The organism is Streptomyces erythrochromogenes, from assembly GCF_040684695.1.
Taxonomy (GTDB): Bacteria; Actinomycetota; Actinomycetes; order Streptomycetales; family Streptomycetaceae; genus Streptomyces; species Streptomyces erythrochromogenes_C.
On the sequence record NZ_JBFBGM010000015.1, the window covers coordinates 83461 to 102048 of the forward strand.

The 18588-nt window shown below is 69.7% G+C and carries 12 protein-coding genes, 3 pseudogenes and 1 riboswitch; of the genes and pseudogenes, 9 read left to right on the forward strand and 6 right to left on the reverse strand.

Features of this window, described 5'->3' with window-relative positions; all coding sequences use genetic code 11:
* Positions 1-703: 703 nt before the first annotated feature.
* The 3 genes and pseudogenes from AB0O53_RS22260 to AB0O53_RS22270 form a co-directional block, all read left to right on the forward strand.
* Positions 704-1015 (forward strand): annotated as a pseudogene (locus AB0O53_RS22260) (discoidin domain-containing protein); the annotation flags it as partial.
* 67 nt (positions 1016-1082) lie between these two features.
* The gene (locus AB0O53_RS22265) at positions 1083-2486 is read left to right on the forward strand and encodes a VWA domain-containing protein (RefSeq protein WP_365197657.1); all 1404 of its coding nucleotides are present in this window, start codon (positions 1083-1085) and stop codon (positions 2484-2486) included.
* 40 nt (positions 2487-2526) lie between these two features.
* Positions 2527-2877: pseudogene (locus tag AB0O53_RS22270) on the forward strand (transposase); the annotation flags it as partial.
* Between the two features lie 1107 nt (positions 2878-3984).
* Here the strand turns inward: AB0O53_RS22270 and AB0O53_RS38360 are convergent.
* A pseudogene (locus tag AB0O53_RS38360) lies at positions 3985-4110 on the reverse strand (IS5/IS1182 family transposase); the annotation flags it as partial.
* A 357-nt stretch (positions 4111-4467) separates the two neighbouring features.
* Between AB0O53_RS38360 and AB0O53_RS22275 the strand changes: the two are divergent.
* Positions 4468-4941, forward strand: coding sequence for a hypothetical protein (locus AB0O53_RS22275; protein WP_365197660.1), 474 nt, complete (start codon positions 4468-4470; stop codon positions 4939-4941).
* A 37-nt stretch (positions 4942-4978) separates the two neighbouring features.
* Here AB0O53_RS22275 and AB0O53_RS22280 read toward each other — a convergent pair whose 3' ends face one another.
* Positions 4979-5251, reverse strand: a complete 273-nt coding sequence (locus AB0O53_RS22280; protein ID WP_365197663.1) for a hypothetical protein — start codon at positions 5249-5251, stop codon at positions 4979-4981.
* 201 nt (positions 5252-5452) lie between these two features.
* Here AB0O53_RS22280 and AB0O53_RS22285 point away from each other — a divergent pair, with 201 nt between their 5' ends.
* Both AB0O53_RS22285 and AB0O53_RS22290 read left to right on the forward strand, forming a co-directional pair.
* Positions 5453-5767, forward strand: coding sequence for a DUF6980 family protein (locus tag AB0O53_RS22285; protein WP_365197665.1), 315 nt, complete (start codon positions 5453-5455; stop codon positions 5765-5767).
* 29 nt (positions 5768-5796) lie between these two features.
* Positions 5797-6645 (forward strand): Tn3 family transposase, encoded by an 849-nt coding sequence (locus tag AB0O53_RS22290; RefSeq protein WP_365197861.1) that lies wholly within the window; start codon positions 5797-5799, stop codon positions 6643-6645.
* Between the two features lie 43 nt (positions 6646-6688).
* Here the strand turns inward: AB0O53_RS22290 and AB0O53_RS22295 are convergent, their stop codons facing one another.
* A complete protein-coding gene (locus tag AB0O53_RS22295) occupies positions 6689-8302 on the reverse strand; it encodes a translocation/assembly module TamB domain-containing protein (protein ID WP_365197668.1) in 1614 nt (537 codons plus the stop codon).
* 287 nt (positions 8303-8589) lie between these two features.
* Here AB0O53_RS22295 and AB0O53_RS22300 point away from each other — a divergent pair, with 287 nt between their 5' ends.
* A complete protein-coding gene (locus tag AB0O53_RS22300) occupies positions 8590-9861 on the forward strand; it encodes a short-chain fatty acyl-CoA regulator family protein (RefSeq protein WP_365197671.1) in 1272 nt (423 codons plus the stop codon).
* Between the two features lie 82 nt (positions 9862-9943).
* Positions 9944-10169, forward strand: a riboswitch (cobalamin riboswitch).
* Positions 10170-10337: 168 nt separating this feature from the next.
* The gene (gene metE / locus AB0O53_RS22305) at positions 10338-12662 is read left to right on the forward strand and encodes a 5-methyltetrahydropteroyltriglutamate--homocysteine S-methyltransferase (RefSeq protein WP_365197674.1); all 2325 of its coding nucleotides are present in this window, start codon (positions 10338-10340) and stop codon (positions 12660-12662) included.
* Positions 12663-12894: 232 nt separating this feature from the next.
* Here the strand turns inward: metE and AB0O53_RS22310 are convergent, their stop codons facing one another.
* The 3 genes from AB0O53_RS22310 to aceA form a co-directional block, all read right to left on the reverse strand.
* The gene (locus AB0O53_RS22310) at positions 12895-13779 is read right to left on the reverse strand and encodes a 3-hydroxybutyryl-CoA dehydrogenase (protein ID WP_350997803.1); all 885 of its coding nucleotides are present in this window, start codon (positions 13777-13779) and stop codon (positions 12895-12897) included.
* Positions 13776-15374, reverse strand: coding sequence for a malate synthase A (gene aceB / locus AB0O53_RS22315; RefSeq protein WP_365197676.1), 1599 nt, complete (start codon positions 15372-15374; stop codon positions 13776-13778). Before aceB ends, AB0O53_RS22310 begins: the two co-directional genes overlap by 4 nt.
* A 115-nt stretch (positions 15375-15489) precedes the next feature.
* The gene (aceA, locus tag AB0O53_RS22320) at positions 15490-16773 is read right to left on the reverse strand and encodes an isocitrate lyase (protein WP_350997797.1); all 1284 of its coding nucleotides are present in this window, start codon (positions 16771-16773) and stop codon (positions 15490-15492) included.
* A 379-nt stretch (positions 16774-17152) separates the two neighbouring features.
* Here aceA and AB0O53_RS22325 point away from each other — a divergent pair, with 379 nt between their 5' ends.
* On the forward strand, positions 17153-18568 hold the full coding sequence (locus AB0O53_RS22325; protein ID WP_350997794.1) for a short-chain fatty acyl-CoA regulator family protein: 1416 nt from the start codon (positions 17153-17155) through the stop codon (positions 18566-18568).
* Positions 18569-18588 lie beyond the last annotated feature (20 nt).

Genomic DNA, 18588 nt, shown 5'->3' on the forward strand with positions numbered 1-18588 from the left:
GCCACACCGTAGAAGCCCGCAGGTCGGCGACGTATGTGGCGGGACATCACATTCAGGCACCGCCTTGTGTACCCGACCACCACACCGGCGGGCCCGACACCCTGAAGACTTCCGGAACGCCCAACCGACTCCTGCCCCAAACGTATGGATCAGCCCGCTTTACACCCCGGTGAAGACTCCCGTACTGGTTCGGTGCTGACTACGCAGCGTTGAACTCGGCCATTCACGGACGGATCGGATCGATGCCTTCCGTCCGGCGATGTGGCCGACCGGACGAGACCGGTCGCGCCGCCGGGCGTCAGGCCGCTTTCCTCCGAGGCCTGCTCGCCTACGACAGGCCCCGGTCACACCTCGGACGAGGACGGTCTCTCACGGCTCCGGTGTACGACGGGAGAGGAGGTGTCGGCAGGCTCCGAGCATCGGCGTCCCGGGGGTGACACCGCGGCTTCGGGAGCCGTCCCGCCACGTGGTCCTGACGCTGGACAAGCTCCCTGTGCCAGGGGCGTTCCCAGCGGAACCCGTGACCGATCGGCGAGCCCAGGCGTGGCCGATCCGTCTCCCACTATCGGTCAAACAGCACGTCAGCGACGTGACCGATCCATGCAACTCCCAGCCTGGGCAGTGATGAGTCATCGGTCACCCGTCATCGGTCAGCCGCGGCCTTGCTCGGAAGCTGGCGGAGGTCCGTGACCGAAGCCGACTGGTGGGCCGGGGTGGGCAAGCCCGTGTTGGGGAGCTTGCCCAGGCTCGCCGTGGGCTTGCCGGGCGTGCGTCGCGGTCAGGTTCGGCGTCCGTCGCGGTCGCTCTGCCTTACCTGCCCCGCCAATCGCAGAGCAACGGACACGTCGCCTGCTACCAGGTGTTCGCCTCCACCGACGGGACCACCTGGAGGACGGCCGCGGCCAGCGGCACCTTCCCGGACACGACGGCTCAGCTGGGCGTCTCCTTCGGGGCGCGCACCGCCCGCTACGTCCGGCTCGGGGCCACCAGCGAGGCGGGCGGCAACCTGTGGACCTCGATCGCGGAACCCAACATCGGATACCGGCCGTTTGAAGCGGGCCCCGGCAGGCAGACTGGCTGCCGTGACGACATTGCACAAAGGCGCCAACCTGCCTGTCGGAGCCACCTCCGTGCGGGCCGTGCTCGGCTGGTCGGCCGGGCCCGGTGTGCCGGACGTGGACGCGTCCGCACTCCTGCTGACGGCGGACGGACGGGTCCGCTCCGACGACGACTTCGTCTTCTACAACCAGCCGCGGCACGCGTCCGGAGCCGTGCGGCACCTCGGCAAGCAGCCCGGCACCGACACCATCGGGGTCGACCTGGGATCACTGGAGCCCGGCATCGAGCGCGTCGTGCTGTGCGCGTCCGCCGACGGCGGCACCTTCGGCCAGGTCCCCGGGCTGCACCTGCGGCTGTTGGACGCGGTGTCCGGGGCCGATCTGGCCCGCTTCGACATGGAGGCGGGGCCGGAGACGGCCTTCCTGAGCGGCGAGCTCTACCGGCGGGCGGGCGCCTGGAAGTTCCGGGCCGTCGGCCAGGGGTACGCGAGCGGCCTGGCCGGTCTGGCGCGGGACTTCGGCATCACGGTGGACGACGAGCCGCCGCCCGCCGCCCCGCGACCACCTGCCCCGCAGCCCGCCTCCCCGGCGGTACCCGCGCCGGTCGTCTGGCCCGACCCGGCCCCGCCCGCGCCGGAACCGCCGCCGGCCCCGACGGTGCGGATGGCCAAGGGCGAGGAACAGCTGCCGCCCGACGTGCGCGAACTCCTCTCCCTGCGCAAGCAGCAGGTCGCGGTCAGCCTGCGCAAGCAGGGCGTCACCACGCTGACTGCCCGCGTCGTCCTCGTTCTCGACGCCTCCGGTTCGATGGCGGGCCACTACACCCGCGGCACCGTCGCCGGCGTCGCTGAGCGGATGGCCGCCGTCGCCGCGCAGCTCGACGACGACGGACAGATGCAGGCCTGGACCTTCGCCACGAACCCGGCTCGCCTGCCGGACCTGGAGATCGGCCAGCTGCCCGCATGGCTGCGCCTGCACGTACGCGTCGGGCAGATCGGGCTGTTCGGGCGCCGGAAACCGCCCAAGGGGCTGGTCCCCGGTCAGATCGACATGCGCGCCGTCGGCATCGGCAACGAGGAGCAGAAGGTCATCGCCCAGGTGCGCGCCTTCGTACGGGACCACCCGGTGTCCGCCCCGACGCTGGTGCTCTTCTTCTCCGACGGCGGCGTGTACCGCAACGCCGAGATCGAGCGGGAGTTGCGGGAAGCCGTCGAGGAGCCGCTCTTCTGGCAGTTCATCGGCCTGGGCCGGGCCCAGTACGGGGTGCTGGAGTACTTCGACACCCTGCCCGGACGACGGGTCGACAACGTCGGTTTCTTCGCGGTCGACGACATCGAGCGGCTCTCCGACCCCGAGCTGTACGACCGGCTGCTGTCGGAGTTCCCGTCCTGGATGCGGGCCGCCCGCGCGGCCGGAATCCTGCGCTGACGGCCCGCGGCTGGCACCCGTTCCTCAGGAGAATCCTCATTTCTCCTGGCGCGACTATCGGGACCGGCTGACCGCAGCCCACCAGCAGCTCGGCGGCCCGATCGTGCTCGTATGGGACAACCTCAACGTCCACAAGGCCGCCGGCCTGCGGGAGTTCGTCGAAGCCCGGGACTGGCTGACCATCTACTACCTGCCGCCCTACGCGCCTGACCTCAACCCCGTCGAGGGGATCTGGTCACTGCTGCAACGCGGCTGGCTCTCCAACGTCGCCTTCAGCACCCCCGAACACCTCGTTCAGCGCATCCGACGCGGCCTGCGACACATCCAGTACCGCAGCGACCTCATGGACGGCTGCCTCGCGGAGACGGGCCTGACCATCAGACCCAGATGAGCAACCACACGACTGTCCTGTCTCACTGGAGGTTGACCAGTCTCACCGAAAATTGGCCACTGCCCGCCCTTCCGATCAGCGCAGGCGCGAGAGTCGCAACATGGCCTCGTTGCGGATCTCTGGGTCTGTATCCGACGTCAGCGTTCGCAGTTGCGTGATCAGCTCGACATCGCCCTCTCCGGTCGCCCAGCGTGGGTCACAGTCAAGTTCCGCAGCGAGCTGATCAGCCGTCCCCTCGTCAGACGCCACTGCACGGGCCGCGAGCACGGCACGCAGGCCGGCCAGATCCCGCCGAGCCAATAGAGCCGCAGCAGTATCGGAGGTCACTCCGGTGTCCTGAGCGTCTAGAAGGAGACGGTGCAGGACACCGGCGACACTCTCGATCCGAGGCGCCGCCGCAACAGTCAATTTTCAGCGAGAACGATCCACCTTCACGAGACAGGACGACGACACCACGAGTTCAACCTCCGTAACGAGCTCGTGCATGGATGGCGGTGCGACGTTGGATCGTGATCGCTGATCATGTTCCTGTGGTGGGGAACGGATCTCGTGCAGCGATCATCAGCGACCGGAGGATCACGGGGCTGTTGCGCTCGCCCCGGACAGCAATCCGAGCAGATAGGCGCGGGCCGACGCCCGCGGTTCCACTCGACCGGACAAGCCCGCAATCCGATCCACGGCTTGGTCGAACAACGCCTGCCATCGATCAGGGTCTACGCTACGGCCCGCGGCCACCGCGCGATCTTCAGGAGTCCACACAAACCTTTGATCATCTCGCGGTCGCCGCACTCATCAGGCGCCGCAGTACTCTCCGTCGTCAACCTGGACCTTCGCCTCCAGAACCTCCGCCACCTCGCGCATCTCACTGCATCGCTGGGTTCTTGGACACGATCCGCCCGGCGCTGTACCACATCGGGGCCACCGCGAGGCCGGGGTCGGCAGCGACCTCCGCTCCCCAATCCGCTGCGGTGATGTCCTGGCCCTCACCGTCCGTTGTATCCGCCTGGCACGTCGCCTGCCGTCTCCAAGAACAACGACCGGTCGGGTCCTCGGTCTCCCGATGCCGCTACGCGGGACCCGGATCCTTGCCATGACGGCCTCGAAGGCTGGCGCATCACCTGCCTGACCTGCGGTTACGTGGAATCCCAGGGGCCGGGCACGGCTGTCGCTGGCCAGATGAACTTTCGTACTCAGGCCGCCGCGGGAGCGTCCGAGTGCATGATGGTCGGGTTCCGCCCTGCCGGGCGCCCCCTTTTCCTCGCCCCGACGGCATGCTGGTGGCGCGGTGCGCGGCAAGCAGGTCTACGCCTGGACGGACGGCACCCCGTCCCCAAGCTCCGGCTCCGTGGGGCCCCGGGACGACGCCACCTCCGCGCCCCAAACCCAGGGGCTGACCACCCCGCCCCGCCTGCCCCCGGTGTTGCGCAGACCGGGCAAGCCCGCCCACCTCTGGCCAAGCCGTAGGTACACCGGCCCGGGCGAGCCTGCGGGGACCCTGAGCAAGCCGCGGCATGCCAGTCAGCCGGCAGGGGGTTAACACCCAGATTTGTCCCGTTCTCCTAGGGAGCCGACCGAACTACGGTTCCACTCATGGACTGGGGGACGCTACTTGGCACAATCGTCGGCGCCACGCTCGGGATCGGCTCGACCATGCTTGCTGACCGCACGCGATACCGTCGCGAGCACGCGACCCGTGTGCACGACACCCTTCGGGACCTCTACAGCTCCTATCTCGCCGCCTTGAACGACAGCTCATCGACCCTACGCATCATCATCCTCAGGGAGAGCGACGCCACGGTGCGCTACCAGGCGGCTCTGGATGCCTTTCGCGACGCCTCGGTACTGACGCAGCGCTACGAAATCGCGCTGCAGGCGCCTCCGGCCGTTAGAGAGCAATCCGACCGGGCGTACAGACTGCTCCGGCAATGGCGTGACCTGCTGAACACGCATCCAGACCTCTCCCTCACGTCGCCCGAGTACCTCGAAGGGCTGGAACGGTTCCACCAAGCCCGTAAAGACCTCCAGGCCACTATGCGCGCAAGCCTTCTTGCTACGGAAACTTAGTGCGCGACTCAGTTCGGCCGACGGCCAAATGACGCACTCAGTCATAGCGACTCTCCCGGGGCAGGAAAGCGGAGAGGTCGACGCCGGCCTGCTGCAGGCCGACGAACTGGCGGGCCATCTGCGGCCAGTCCGCGTCCTGCATCAGCACGGCCAGGATGTCGTCACTAAGGTGGCCGCGCAGCTGGTCGACCGACCAGCCCGGCACCATCTTCTCGGCGTCCTCGCCGAGTTCCTCCTCCCGTCCGGTCAGGCGTTTCTGGGCGGCGCGGCGGACCGCGTCGGAGATGGCCGGCACCAGGCGGTAGGCCATCGCCGCGGGTGCGAAAGCGCATGTAGTCGATCAACTGCCGCCTGGTCCATACCGGCGGACGGCCCGGCTTGATGCTCTGAGGCAGCAACGGCTCCAGCCTGGCCTACTGCGTATCCGTCAAATCTCCACGTGGCATCCGCTGATCATCACAGACCGTGATCTACTTCTGGGCATAGTGTCGATGAACGAGAAGCCGAGGTCATGACCCCCCACTGCTGCGAGGCGATGAGCCGCCGCGTGAACGTGCGCTGCGATCAGCACGACGACCCCTTTGCCTGCCCGGACGCGCTGATCAAATTCAGCGCCAAGTTCCAGGAGTACGGGCTGATCATCCACGACGGCGGCACATCGAGCAGCACCATCGCCTTCTGTCCCTGGTGCGGACGACGTCTCCCCGAATCTCAGCGGGACCGGTGGTTCGACGAGCTTGAACGCCGTGGGATCGATCCGTGGGAGGACGCAGTTCCCAGTGAGTTCCAGGATGACCGCTGGCTCACCGCCCTGCCTCGGGACTGACAGATCAGCAGCCTCTCACACCACTCCCGATCCGACCCCAGCTCAAGAGCTGTTCCTCGTCCGAGGTCGCGGCGATGATCGAGGGCCTGCTGCGGCACTGCACGGACACCGAGATCGAGTCGAACTACGTCGACACCCACGGCGCGAGCGTGGTCGGATTCGCCTCCACCGAGCTGCTCAACTTCCGGCTGCTGCCGAGGCTGAAGAACATCGGCAGCATCCGCCTGTACCGCTCGGACGACACCCCGCCCGGCTGGCCGGCGCTCGGCGGCTCACTGACGACCCGGGCCATCAAGTGGGAACTGATCGCCCAGCAGTGCGACCAGATGGTCAAGTACGCCACCGCCTTGCGCCTGGGCACCACGGAGGCCGAACAGGTCCTGCGCCGCTTCACCCGCGACGGCCCCAAACACCCCACCTACGCCGCGCTCGAAGAACTCGGCCGCGCGGTCCACACCATCTCCGCGTGCGACTGCCTCGCCAGCCCTGACCTGCGCCGCGAGATCCACGGCGGCCTCCAGGTCGTGGAGAACTGGAACAGCGCGAACACCGTGCTGCACTACGGCAAGGACGGCGCCCTGACCTGCCCGGACAGAGAGCACGCCGAGACCTCGATGCTCGCCCTGCCCCTGCTCCAGTCAAGCCTCGTTCACATCAACACTCTGCTGCTTCAGCAGGTCCTCGTCGAACCGGCCTGGGCTAAGAAGCTGACCGATGAGGACCGCCGCGGCCTGACCGCGCTGTTCTGGTCGAACATCAACCCGTACGGAACGTTCCGGCTCGACATGAACCAGCGGCTCGATCTGGCACCCGCGGTGGTTCCCCACCCCCGGCAGGCCACAGGAGATGCGGGACTGGCGGCGCGAACAACGCCGTGAGTGTCGGAGACGTACGCGTTTGCCTGATACCACACGGGTCTGGCTAGGACCGGCTGACGGTACGAGTGATACCGGCCGCGATCGTTGTCGCGAGGAGCCAGCCGGTGATGATCAGTGCGTAGCCAAGCCACTGGTACCAGCCGTGGGCGGAGTAAGCCTTTTCCTGCCCGAAGTCGATGATCGGCAGGAGGAGGTCGAGGGTGTAGATGACCGGGTTGAAGTCGGGCGCCTCGCCTGCTTTCAGCGGGGTGGGGTGGTGCAGCGCATAGGCGAGCGTGCCGAGGAACAATAGGGAGAAGAGCCAGGCGGCGGCACGTATCGGGCGGAAGCCGTAGCCGACGGTGATGTCCTGTGCCCAGCCCCACAGGCGGGCGTAGGCGGGGAGAGTAGCGCGGTGGCGGCGCTGCTTGGCGAGCTGGACGGTCCGGGCCGCCGCATCGTCTCCGACCTGGCGGTATGACGCTGCGAGCTGCTCGTAGGCGTGCGGTACGAATCCGTCGGCGTCCCGTGCCAGCAGGGCCAGCCTGTGAGCGGCGGGCAGACGTGGGGCGAGCGCCTCGTAGTTCAGTCCCTCCAACCGTACGACGGCGGGCCAGACCCGGGGATGAGCCTCAATGACCTTGAAGCTGGAGTAATGCAGCTTGACGTCGCCCAGGATCGGGGCGGCGTCGCGGAGTGTGAGCAGCGCAGCCTCGCTGTTGCTTATGCCCAGCGCGACGCCGCCCGGGTTGCGGAGCCGGGCCTCGATGAAGGAGACCCATCCGCTGACCTTGGCCCCGGTGAGCCTGACCCTCCCTTCGGCGGTGAGGCCGCCCGCATTGAGGACCGTTCCGACAGTGAGGTGAGCAGCATCGAGGGCATCGCCCTGCACGTTCAGGAGCTGGGCGTCTTCCACACTGACCGAGCCCTCCACCCGTGCGGCTCCGAGGCGAACGGTGCCGCTGGCCACCAGTCGAGCCGCCGTGACATCGCCGCCGGCGGAGAGGGACTCGGCACGGAGGGCGATCCTGCCGGGGGCCTGCAATACCGCGTCATCGAAATTGATCAGCCCTCGAACGGTGGCGCTGTCCAATCGGACCTCACCATGGGCGAGCACCCCGGTCGCCACGATGTCGTCATCGACGACAGAGTGGTTCAACGTTAGTACGGTCCCCTGACCTTCTGCGTCCTCCGTGCCCAGGTGCGCCTGGTTCAGGGAGAGCACCTTAGAGACCCGGGCGGCGCTCAGAGCGACCATGCCGCTAACACGGCACGCGGACAGATCCAGCGAGCCGTCGAACTGGGCTCCGGCGGCCACCAAGCCCGGCAGGACGGACCGCGCGAGGTTCACCTGCACGAGGTGAGCCGCGTACAGGTCAGGGGCGGAATCGAAGTAGCAGCCCGACAACAGCAAGGGGCAGTCGATGGTCCCATGCCGCAGACTCCACTGCCCGGAGATCCGCGCCCCCTCTATCACCACCATCGCTATCTCGTCGTCCGCGCGCGGGCAGCCGAGCACGATGGCGCGCAGCACCTCGCCCCGGACGGTCCTCTCCGGCCCCCAACCCGCCCCGTCCGCAGGATCGTCGTCGGGCGAGGAACGGAAGTCGACGGCCTCGCCGCAGGGGAAGGCGTCCCAGACGCGGCGTTCGGCAACGGTCAGCTCGGTAATCTCCACCGCAGGACTCTGGCGCGTAGCCTGATTGCACGTCAATCCGGCCGACCGCTTGCCCCGCCACCATGGCCAGTGGTGAGTACGCGAACCGCGTCAACACCCTCAGTGAGTGACCAGATCCCCCGGAAACCTACTGGCGGGTTACTTGTTCCCTGGTGTCCGGGCTAGGACTCCGGGGCCAGCCTGCGCCGCGAGCGGGGCATGAACCAGGTGGAGCTGGCCCGCGAGCTGGGCCTGTCCACCAGTTACCTCAACCAGCTCGAGCACAGTCAGCGCCTGCTACCGCACCGGTGCTGTTGCAGATCGCGGAGGTGTTCGGGGTCGACCCGGAGTCCTTCTCCGAGGCGGGCGAGGAACGCCTGGCGACGGACCTGCGGGCGGCCCTGGGCGACGAGGCGTGCGCGGCCGCCGGCGTGCCGCCGGAGGAGATCGCGGACGTGGCACGTGACCATCCGGAGGTGGCCCGCGCCCTCGTCGCGCTCCACCAGCGCTATCGGGGCGCCTCCAAGCGCGTCGCGGCCCTGGCCTCCCCGGAGGACACCGCGGGGCTGCTGCCCGCCGAACCCCATAACGAAGTACGGTACTTCTTCTACGCGCACCACAACCATTTCGCCACCCTGGAGGCGGAGGCCGAGCGGACCGCGGAAGCCCTCGGCCTCGCCCGGGTCGGGCGGGCCGCCGACGCCCTCACCGGCCGGTTGTCGCAGCGGCACGGCGTCAAGGTCCTCCGGGCGGGCCCGGAGCGGTCCGCCGACGCGCGGCGCTTCGACGCCGACAGCGGCCTGCTCCTGCTGTCCCCGTGGCTCAGCGAGGGGCAGCGCGCCTTCCAACTGGGCACGCAGTTGGCGTTCCTGGAGCACGGACCGCTGCTGGACGACCTGGTGGCGTCCGCCGGTCTCGCGTCGCGCAGGCGGAGGGCCTGGCCCGGATCGGGCTGGCCAACTACTTCGCCGGCGCGGCCCTCATGCCGTACACCCGCCTTCCACACGGCGGCCGAGAAGGTGCACTACGACATCGAGCTGCTCCAGGCGCTCTTCGGGGTCGGCTTCGAGACCGTCTGCCAACGTCTGAGCACCCTCCAGCGCCCCGACCGCCGCGGCGTCCCCTTCTCCTTCCTGCGGGCGGACCGCGCGGACAACATCTCCAAACGCCAGTCCGCCACCGACTTCCACTTCTCCCGGCTCGGTGGCACGTGCCCGCTGTGGACGGTGTACGAGGCCTTCTCCGCGCCCGGCCGGATCCTCACCCAGGTCGCGGAGATGCCCGACGGCAAGAAGTACTTCTGGATCGCCCGCACCGTCACCCGCGGCGAATTCGGACACCACGCACCCCGGGCCGACTTCGCGGTCGCCCTCGGCTGCGAACTCCGGCACGCGCCACGCCTGGTGTACGCGGAGGGCGTCGCCCTGCACGACCCGCGGGCCACCCCCATCGGGCTCGGCTGCCGGATCTGCGAGCGGCAGGACTGCGCCCAACGTGCCCGGCCGCCGGCCGGTGGGAGCCTCGCCGTCAACCCTGACCGGCGCACCTACGTGCCCTACCCCGTGGTCACGGAAGGCTGACCGGACGGGAAGAGGCCAGCAGGATGTCTCATTTAGGCGTCCGGATGATGGACAGAGCTCGCCGCTGAGCGGTCCCGCGCCCTAGTCTGGCCGGGCAGCTGGTTCGCCCCGTCCGCCAGGCGGGATGCGTCGTAAGAGGGAACCCGGTGGGAATCCGGGACTGCCCCGCAGCGGTGAGCGGGAACGACCGCCGTCATACGCACTGGGACCGGACAACGGTCCTGGGAAGCGACGGCCAGTAGGTGCCCGCCGGGAGACCGGCAGGCGTGCCCGCGAGTCCGAAGACCTGCCCGTTGCCCGCACGCGGACGTATTCCGCGGGCGGATGTCCCGGTGACCTCGTGGGCGGGTCGGCGTACACAGCGAGCGGCACGTGCGGTGTTCCACCGTGACGTGGTCCGTCCGTTCTGTCGTTCCCTTCGCGTCCGCGTCCCGTCGCCGGGACGTTCCTGGACACATCTCGCGAAGGAGAGTTCCGTGACAGCGAAGCCCGCAGCCGCGGCAGCACGAGCCACCGTGTACGGCTACCCCCGCCAGGGTCAGAACCGCGAACTGAAGAAGGCCGTCGAGGGCTACTGGAAGGGCCGCGTCACCGCCGACGCCCTCCGGCAGACCGCAGCCGATCTGCGCCGTTCGAACTGGCAGCAGCTGGCCGAGGCCGGCATCGACGAGGTGCCGACCGGTGATTTCTCGTACTACGACCACGTCCTGGACACCAGTGTCATGGTCGGTGCCGTCCCGGAACGGCACCGGGAGGCCATCGCCGCGGATGCCCTCGACGGCTACTTCGCGATGGCGCGCGGCTCGCAGGACGTGGCCCCGCTGGAGATGACCAAGTGGTTCGACACCAACTACCACTACCTGGTTCCCGAGCTCGGTCCCGACACCGTCTTCACCGCGGACTCCACCCAGCAGGTCGCCGAGCTGAAGGAGGCCCTCGCGCTCGGCCACACGGCCCGCCCGGTCCTCGTCGGCCCGGTCACCTACCTGCTGCTGGCCAAGCCCGCGCCCGGCGTGGCCGCCGATTTCCAGCCGATCACCCTGCTCGACCGGCTGCTGCCCGTCTACGCCCGGGTCCTGGCCGATCTGCGCGCCGCCGGCGCCGAGTGGGTGCAGCTCGACGAGCCCGCCCTGGTCCAGGACCGCACCCCGGCCGACCTGAACGCCGCCGCCCGCGCCTACCGGGAGATCGGTGCGTCGACCGACCGGCCCAAGGTGCTCGTGGCCTCCTACTTCGACCGGCTGGGCGATGCCCTCCAGGTCCTCGCCGCCGCACCGATCGAGGGTCTGGCCCTCGATTTCACCGACTCCGCCGCCCCGAACCTCGATGCCCTCGCCGCGGTCGGCGGGCTGCCGGGCAAGCGCCTGGTCGCGGGCGTCGTCAACGGCCGCAACATCTGGATCAACGACTACCGGAAGTCCCTGGCCACCCTCGGCACGCTCCTGGGCCTCGCCGACCAGGTCGATGTCGCCGCGTCCTGCTCCCTGTTGCACGTCCCGCTCGACGCCAACACCGAACGGGACATCGACCCGCAGATCCGGCGCTGGCTCGCCTTCGCCCGCCAGAAGACCACCGAGATCGCCACCCTCGCCCGCGGCCTCGCCCAGGGCATCGACGTGATCGCCGCGGAGCTGGCCGCCAACCGCGCCGACCTCGCCTCGCGCGCCCATTCCGCCATCACCCACGATCCCGCCGTGCGCGCCCGTACCGCCGCGGTCACCGACGCGGACGGTCGCCGCTCCCAGCCCTACACTCGGCGCACTGCCGCGCAGCGTGCCCACCTGGGACTGCCCGTACTGCCCACCACCACCATCGGTTCGTTCCCGCAGACCGACGAGCTGCGCGTGGCCCGCGCCGACCTGCGGGCCGGCCGCATCGACACGGCCGGGTACGAGGAGCGGATCGAGGACGAGATCCGCGAGGTGATCTCCTTCCAGGAGAAGACCGGCATCGACGTCCTGGTGCACGGCGAGCCCGAGCGCAACGACATGGTCCAGTACTTCGCCGAGCAACTGACCGGATACGTCGCCACGCAGCACGGCTGGGTGCAGTCCTACGGAACCCGCTACGTCCGCCCGCCCGTCCTGGCCGGCGACATCTCCCGGCCGGAGCCGATGACCGTTCGCTGGACGACGTTCGCGCAGGCTCAGACGTCCAAGCCGGTCAAGGGCATGCTCACCGGTCCGGTCACCATGCTCGCCTGGTCCTTCGTCCGCGACGACCAGCCCCTGGGCGACACCGCCCGCCAGGTGGCGCTGGCCCTGCGCGACGAGGTGAACGATCTGGAGGCCGCGGGCACTTCGGTCATCCAGGTCGACGAGCCGGCGCTGCGCGAGACCCTGCCCCTGCGGGCTGCGGATCACGCGGAGTACCTGGCCTGGGCGACCGAGTCGTTCCGGCTCAGCACGAGTGGTGTGCGGCCGGACACCCAGATCCACACGCACATGTGCTATGCCGAGTTCGGCGACATCGTCCAGGCCATCGACGACCTCGATGCCGACGTCATCAGCCTGGAGGCCGCCCGCTCCCACATGCAGGTCGCGGACGAGCTGGCCGAGCACGGTTACCCCCGTGAGGCCGGCCCGGGCGTCTGGGACATCCACTCCCCGCGCATCCCGAGCACCGACGAGGCAGCCGGACTCCTGCGCAAGGGCCTGGATGCCATCCCCGCCGAGCGGCTGTGGGTGAACCCCGACTGCGGTCTGAAGACGCGTGGTTGGACCGAGACCCGAGCCTCACTGGAGAACCTCGTCGCCGCCGCCCGCGAGGTCAGGGCGGAGCTGGCAGTCGACAACGGCTGATGCCGCGCGGTCCGGGCCCGACGCCTCGGTGATCGCCGCGTACCAGGGCGCAGGGGCCGTCAGGGTCCATGACGCCCGTACGTCGGCGGACGCGGTTCGGGTTGCCCGCGCGATCACTGCGGCCGACTGAGAAGCAGGGAACGGTGGGGGCGTGACGACACCACTCGCCACACCACCCACCGTTCCCGTTCACCTCCGGCGCACCCTCAGCCCCGGAGCCGTGCCGGGCCCCTCAGACCCGGCCGTATGTGTGGAACCCGCGGCCGCTCTTGCGGCCGAGCAGCCCGGCCTGGACCATCCGCTGGAGCAGCGGGGGCGGGGCGTACAGCGGTTCCTTGAATTCCTCGTACAGCGACTCGGCGATCGCGGCGACCGTGTCCAGGCCGATCAGGTCGGCGAGCTTGAGCGGGCCCATGGGGTGGGCGCAGCCCAGCTCCATGCCGGCGTCCACGTCGGCGGCGCTCGCGAACCCGGACTCGGCCATGCGGATGGCGGAGAGCAGGTACGGGATCAGCAGCGCGTTGACGACGAATCCTGCCCGGTCCTGGGACCGGACCGTGGTCTTGCCGAGAGCATCACGGGCGAACGTCTCGACTGCGGCGAGGGTGTCCGCCGACGTGTGGAGCGAGGAGACGACCTCGACCAGGGGGAGGACGGGGACGGGGTTGAAGAAATGGAGTCCCACGACCCGGTCGGCGCGGCCGGTGGCCATGCCCAGCCGCATGATCGGGATGGCCGAGGTGTTCGTGGCGAGGATCGCTTCCGGATCCGCGACGATCTTGTCGAGGGCCGTGAAGATCTCCGTCTTGGCTTCGGGGTTCTCGGTGACGGCCTCGATCACGAGCTGCCGGTCGCCGAGGTCCTCCAGGTCCCCGGTGAAGACGAGCCGCGCCAGGGCGTCTTCGGCGGAGAGCCGGTCGAGCTTGCCGCGCTGGACCGCTCGTTCCAGGGAAATGGCCACGCGCTGGCCGGAGGCGCGGGCGGCGGTGGCGTCCGCTTCGGCGACGACGGTGTCGAGGCCGGCGCGGGCGCACACCTCGGCGATGCCCGCGCCCATCTGGCCGCCGCCGACGACACCGACACGCCGGATACCGGCGGGCTGCAGGAGGGCGTTCACGCGTTCACCTCCGCGGGAACGCGGCGGACCAGGTGACGGGTGTAGGCGTCGGGCGTGAAGAACAGCGGGAGCTGCACCGAGAGCGCGGAGTCCACGAAGACCTCCCGGGCTTCGAGGGCGAGCGCCTGCGGGTCCTCGGTCTCCAGGGCCGCGCATTCGGCGTCGAGGAGGTCGATGACCGTGCTCCGGTCCACCCGGTCGTGGCGCAGCCACTGCCAGATCTGGACGCGGGCGATCTCGGCGGTGGCCGCGTCCTCCATCAGTCCGTTGAGTGCGACAGCGCCGCTGCCGCGCAGCCAGGCGTCGAAGTAGCGCAGGGCCACGGCAATGTTCGAGCGGACGCCCTCGGAGGTGGGCGGGGCGGCGATCCTGCGCACGGACAGCAGGTCGGCGGCCGTGACCTCGATGTCCTCCCGGGTGCGTTCCCGTTGGTTCTGCCGGTCCCCGAGGACGCCGTCGAAGACCTCGCGGCAGAGTGGGACCAGGCCGGGGTGGGCGACCCAGGAGCCGTCGAACCCGTCCTCGGCCTCCCTCTCCTTGTCGAGCCGGACCTTCGCGAACGCCGCGGCGTTCGCGTCCGGGTCCTTGCTCGGGACGTGGGCGGCCATGCCGCCGATGGCGTGCGCCCCGCGCCGGTGGCAGGTGCGGACGAGCAGTTCGGTGTAAGCCCGCATGAAGGGGGCGGTCATGGTGACGGCGGCGCGGTCCGGGAGCTGGAAGTCGGTGCGGTGTCCGAAGGTCTTGATGAGGCTGAAGAGGTAGTCCCAGCGGCCGGCGTTGAGTCCGGCGCTGTGCTCGCGCAGTTCGTAGAGGATCTCCTCCATCTCGAAGGCGGCGGTGATCGTCTCGATGAGGACGGTGGCGCGGACGGTGCCGCGGGGGATGCCGAGGAGGTCCTGGGCGAAGACGAAGATGTCGTTCCACAGGCGTGCCTCGTACCGGTTCTCCAGCTTGGGGAGGTAGAAGTACGGGCCGTACCCGGCGTCGATCTGCCGCTGGGCGCAGTGGAAGAAGTAGAGGCCGAAGTCGACGAAGGAGGCGGGCACGGGCCGCCCGTCGATCTCCAGGTGCTCCTCGGTGAGGTGCCAGCCGCGCGGGCGGACCATGATGGTCGCAAGGTCCGCGCCGAGGCGGTACTCCTTGCCCTCCGGAGTCGTGAAGTCGATGCGCCGTTCGATGGCGTCGAGCAGGTTGAGCTGGCCGCCGATGACGTTGTTCCAGGTGGGGGCGGTGGCGTCCTCGAAGTCGGCCATCCAGACCTTCGCCCCGGAGTTCAGCGCGTTGATCGCCATCCGGCGCTCCGGAGGGCCGGTGATCTCGACGCGGCGGTCGGACAGGCCGGGCGCGGGCTCGGCCACGCGCCAATCGGTGTCGGCGCGGACGGCGGCCGAGGCGCGGGAGAAGTCGAGCGGTGTCCCGGACGCCAAGTGGGCGGAGCGGCGGCGGCGTTCCTTGAGGACGTCCAGGCGCCGGTCTGCGAACGCGGCGTCGAGCCGGCCGATGAACTCCAGGGCCTCGGGAGTCAGGATCTCCTCGTGGCGCTCGGCCGGCGCGCCGAGCACCCGGACGCTGCTGATCAGGGGCGTGAGTGACATGAGGTTCTTCTCCTCAGCGTGGGGCGGCGGGCGCCCGAGGGCAGGACCCTCGGGCGCCGTCGGACGACGAGCGACAGTGCGCCGGGGCAGGCCCGGCCGGGCCGAGCAGAGGTGCTTAGTGGAACTGCTCTTCCTCGGTGGAACCGGAGAGCGCGGTGGTGGAGGAGGCCGGGTTGACGGCGGTGGAGACCAGGTCGAAGTAGCCGGTGCCGACCTCGCGCTGGTGCTTGACGGCGGTGAACCCCTGGGCCTGGGCGGCGAACTCGCGCTCCTGCAGGTCGACGTAGGCGGTCATGCCGTGCTCGGCGTAGCCCCGGGCCAGGTCGAACATGCCGTGGTTGAGCGAGTGGAAGCCGGCCAGGGTGATGAACTGGAAGCGGTATCCCATCGCACCGAGCTCCCGCTGGAACTTGGCGATCTGGTCGTCGTCGAGGGCGGCCTTCCAGTTGAAGGACGGCGAGCAGTTGTACGCCAGCATCTGGTCCGGGTACTGCGCGTGGATCGCCTCGGCGAACTCGCGGGCCTGCTCCAGGTCCGGGGTGCCGGTCTCGACCCAGATGAGGTCGGCGTACGGGGCGTAGGCGAGACCGCGGGCGATGACCGGGGCCATGCCGTTGCGGACGTGGTAGAAGCCCTCGGCCGTCCGCTCGCCCGTGCAGAACTCGGCGTCGCGCTCGTCGACGTCGCTGGTCAGGAGGGTCGCGGCGAGGGCGTCGGTGCGGGCGATGATCAGGGTCGGGGTGTCGGCGATGTCGGCGGCGAGGCGGGCCGCGTTGAGGGTGCGCACGTGCTGCGAGGTCGGGACGAGGACCTTGCCGCCGAGGTGGCCGCACTTCTTCTCGGAGGCGAGCTGGTCCTCGTAGTGGATGCCGGCCGCGCCCGCCGCGATCATCGCCTTGGTGAGCTCGAAGGCGTTGAGCGGGCCGCCGAAGCCGGCCTCGGCGTCCGCGACGATCGGCGCCAGCCAGTCCGTCGTGTCGGCGCCGCCCTCCGCGGTGGCGATCTGGTCGGCGCGCAGCAGCGCGTTGTTGATGCGGCGGACCACCTGCGGGACCGAGTTGACCGGGTACAGGCTCTGGTCGGGGTAGGTGTGGCCGGCCTGGTTGGCGTCGGCGGCCACCTGCCAGCCGGAGAGGTAGATCGCCTGGAGGCCGGCCCGGACCTGCTGGACCGCCTGGCCGCCGGTGAGGGCTCCGAGGGCGTGGATGTAGTCCTGCTCGTGGAGCTGGCGCCACAGCCGCTCGGCACCGCGCCGGGCCAGGGTGTGCTCCTCCCGGACGCTGCCGGAGAGCCGCACCACGTCCTCCGCCGTGTAGGTGCGCTCGATGCCCGCCCATCGCGGGTCGTCCGCCCAGCGCTGCTTGAGCTGCTCGGCCGCCGCCTTGTTCGCCTCTGCCATGACCGTCACCGTTTCCGTCGTCGCTTGTCTTGCCAATGCCCCTGACAGGGATCCACGCATTGGCACTCTGTGCCTGATAGAGAGGGTGCGGCCGCCGAACCCGCCCGGTGGGACGGAGCTGAGCAATGCTGCCGATCTGCCGGGAGTGGAGCGTCAGGGCATCGAAATCAGGGCATGAATCGATGTTCTGCGGTCCTTCCCGGCCACCGGTTCCGGCTGGCCGCAGGACCGACTCTGGCACTGGCACTGAGTGCCATCAAGGGTGTACATCTGCCAAGGTTTGCGAATCTTCGAGGCGGAAATTGCCAACCTTGCGAAGGTTACTGACGAGTCAGTTCGCCGTATGCTGTCGAGACCCGTCCGACGGTGGAGGAGTCCGGTGAGCAAGACCTACGCGGGAGCACGGCTGCGGCGGCTGCGTGAGGAGCGGCGCATGACGCAGGCCGACCTGGCCAGGGTGCTGGGCATCTCGCCCAGCTACCTCAACCAGATGGAGCACGACTCCCGGCCGCTCACCGTTCCGGTGCTGCTGCGCCTCACCGAGGCTTTCGGGGTGGACCCGGGGTTCTTCTCGGAGCGGGACACCAGCCGTATGGTCGCCGACCTGCGCGAGGCACTGGCCAAGGAAGTCGCCGAAGCCCGCGTCTCCTCCTCCGACCTGGCCGAGCTGGCCACCCGGATGCCCGCGGTCGCCTCGGTGCTGCTGGATCTCGGGCGACGCAGCCAGCTTCTCGCGGAGCGCCTCGCCGACGTGGCCGAAGGCCGCGGCGGCCCGGCGGAGACCCCGCGCTCTCCCCACGAGGAGATCCGCGAGTTCTTCTACCGGCGGCAGAACTACCTCCACGACACCGACCTCGCCGCCGAGGGCCTGGCCCGCGAGATCGGACTCCGTCCCGGGGACGTCATCCGCGCCCTGACGCACCGCCTCGCAGACCGGCACGGGGTGAGAATCGCCTCGGACTCCGACCGGCTCCACCACTACGACGCCGACGGCCGCACCCTGCACCTGTCGAGCAGACTCCGCCCGGGCCAGCAGGCCTTCCGGATGGCCACTCAGCTCGCCCTCCTCGAATACGGCGACGAGCTGGACCGGCTGGCCGCGGAGGACTTCCCCGCGGGGTCCGAGGCCCGTCCCCTGGCCCGGATCGGCATCGCCAACTACTTCGCCGCCGCGCTGATCCTCCCGTACACGGCCTTCCACACGGCCGCCGAGGAGTTCCGCTACGACATCGAGCGGCTCACCGACCACTTCGGGCTCGGCTACGAGACCGTCTGTCACCGCCTCAGCACCCTGCAACGCCCCAGGCTGCGCGGGGTGCCCTTCTCCTTCGTACGGGTCGACCGGGCGGGGAACATGTCCAAACGGCAGTCCGCCACCGGATTCCACTTCTCCCGCGCCGGCGGCACCTGCCCCCTGTGGAACGTCTACGAGGCCTTCGCCGCGCCCGGCCGCATCCACGTCCAGTTCGCCGCCATGCCCGACGGACAGCGGTACCTGTGGACAGCCCGGGCCGTCACCCGCCACCGCGGCGGCTGGGGCGAGCCCGGCAAGACCTTCGCGATCGGCCTCGGCTGCGAGATCCGGCACGCCTCGCGGCTCGTGTACGCCGACGGGCTCGACCTCGACAGCACGGCGGCGGCCACCCCCATCGGCATGGGCTGCCGGCTCTGCGAACGCCTCGACTGTCCACAGCGGGCCGTGCCGCCCCTGGGCCGTGCGCTGGCCGTCGACGAGAACAGCAGCACCTTCGTCCCGTACCCCGTCACGGGCGCGTCCTCGTCCCGACGCAGCTGACGCAACTGACGCGGCTGGAG

Coding starts and splice junctions, on each gene's coding strand:
- aceB (WP_365197676.1), bottom strand. CDS start 15,374: ATGTCACTCACGCCCCTGATCAGCAGCGTCCGGGTGCTCGGCGCGCCG.
- AB0O53_RS22275 (WP_365197660.1), top strand. CDS start 4,468: ATGGACTGGGGGACGCTACTTGGCACAATCGTCGGCGCCACGCTCGGG.
- aceA (WP_350997797.1), bottom strand. CDS start 16,773: ATGGCAGAGGCGAACAAGGCGGCGGCCGAGCAGCTCAAGCAGCGCTGG.
- AB0O53_RS22285 (WP_365197665.1), top strand. CDS start 5,453: ATGACCCCCCACTGCTGCGAGGCGATGAGCCGCCGCGTGAACGTGCGC.
- AB0O53_RS22280 (WP_365197663.1), bottom strand. CDS start 5,251: ATGGCCTACCGCCTGGTGCCGGCCATCTCCGACGCGGTCCGCCGCGCC.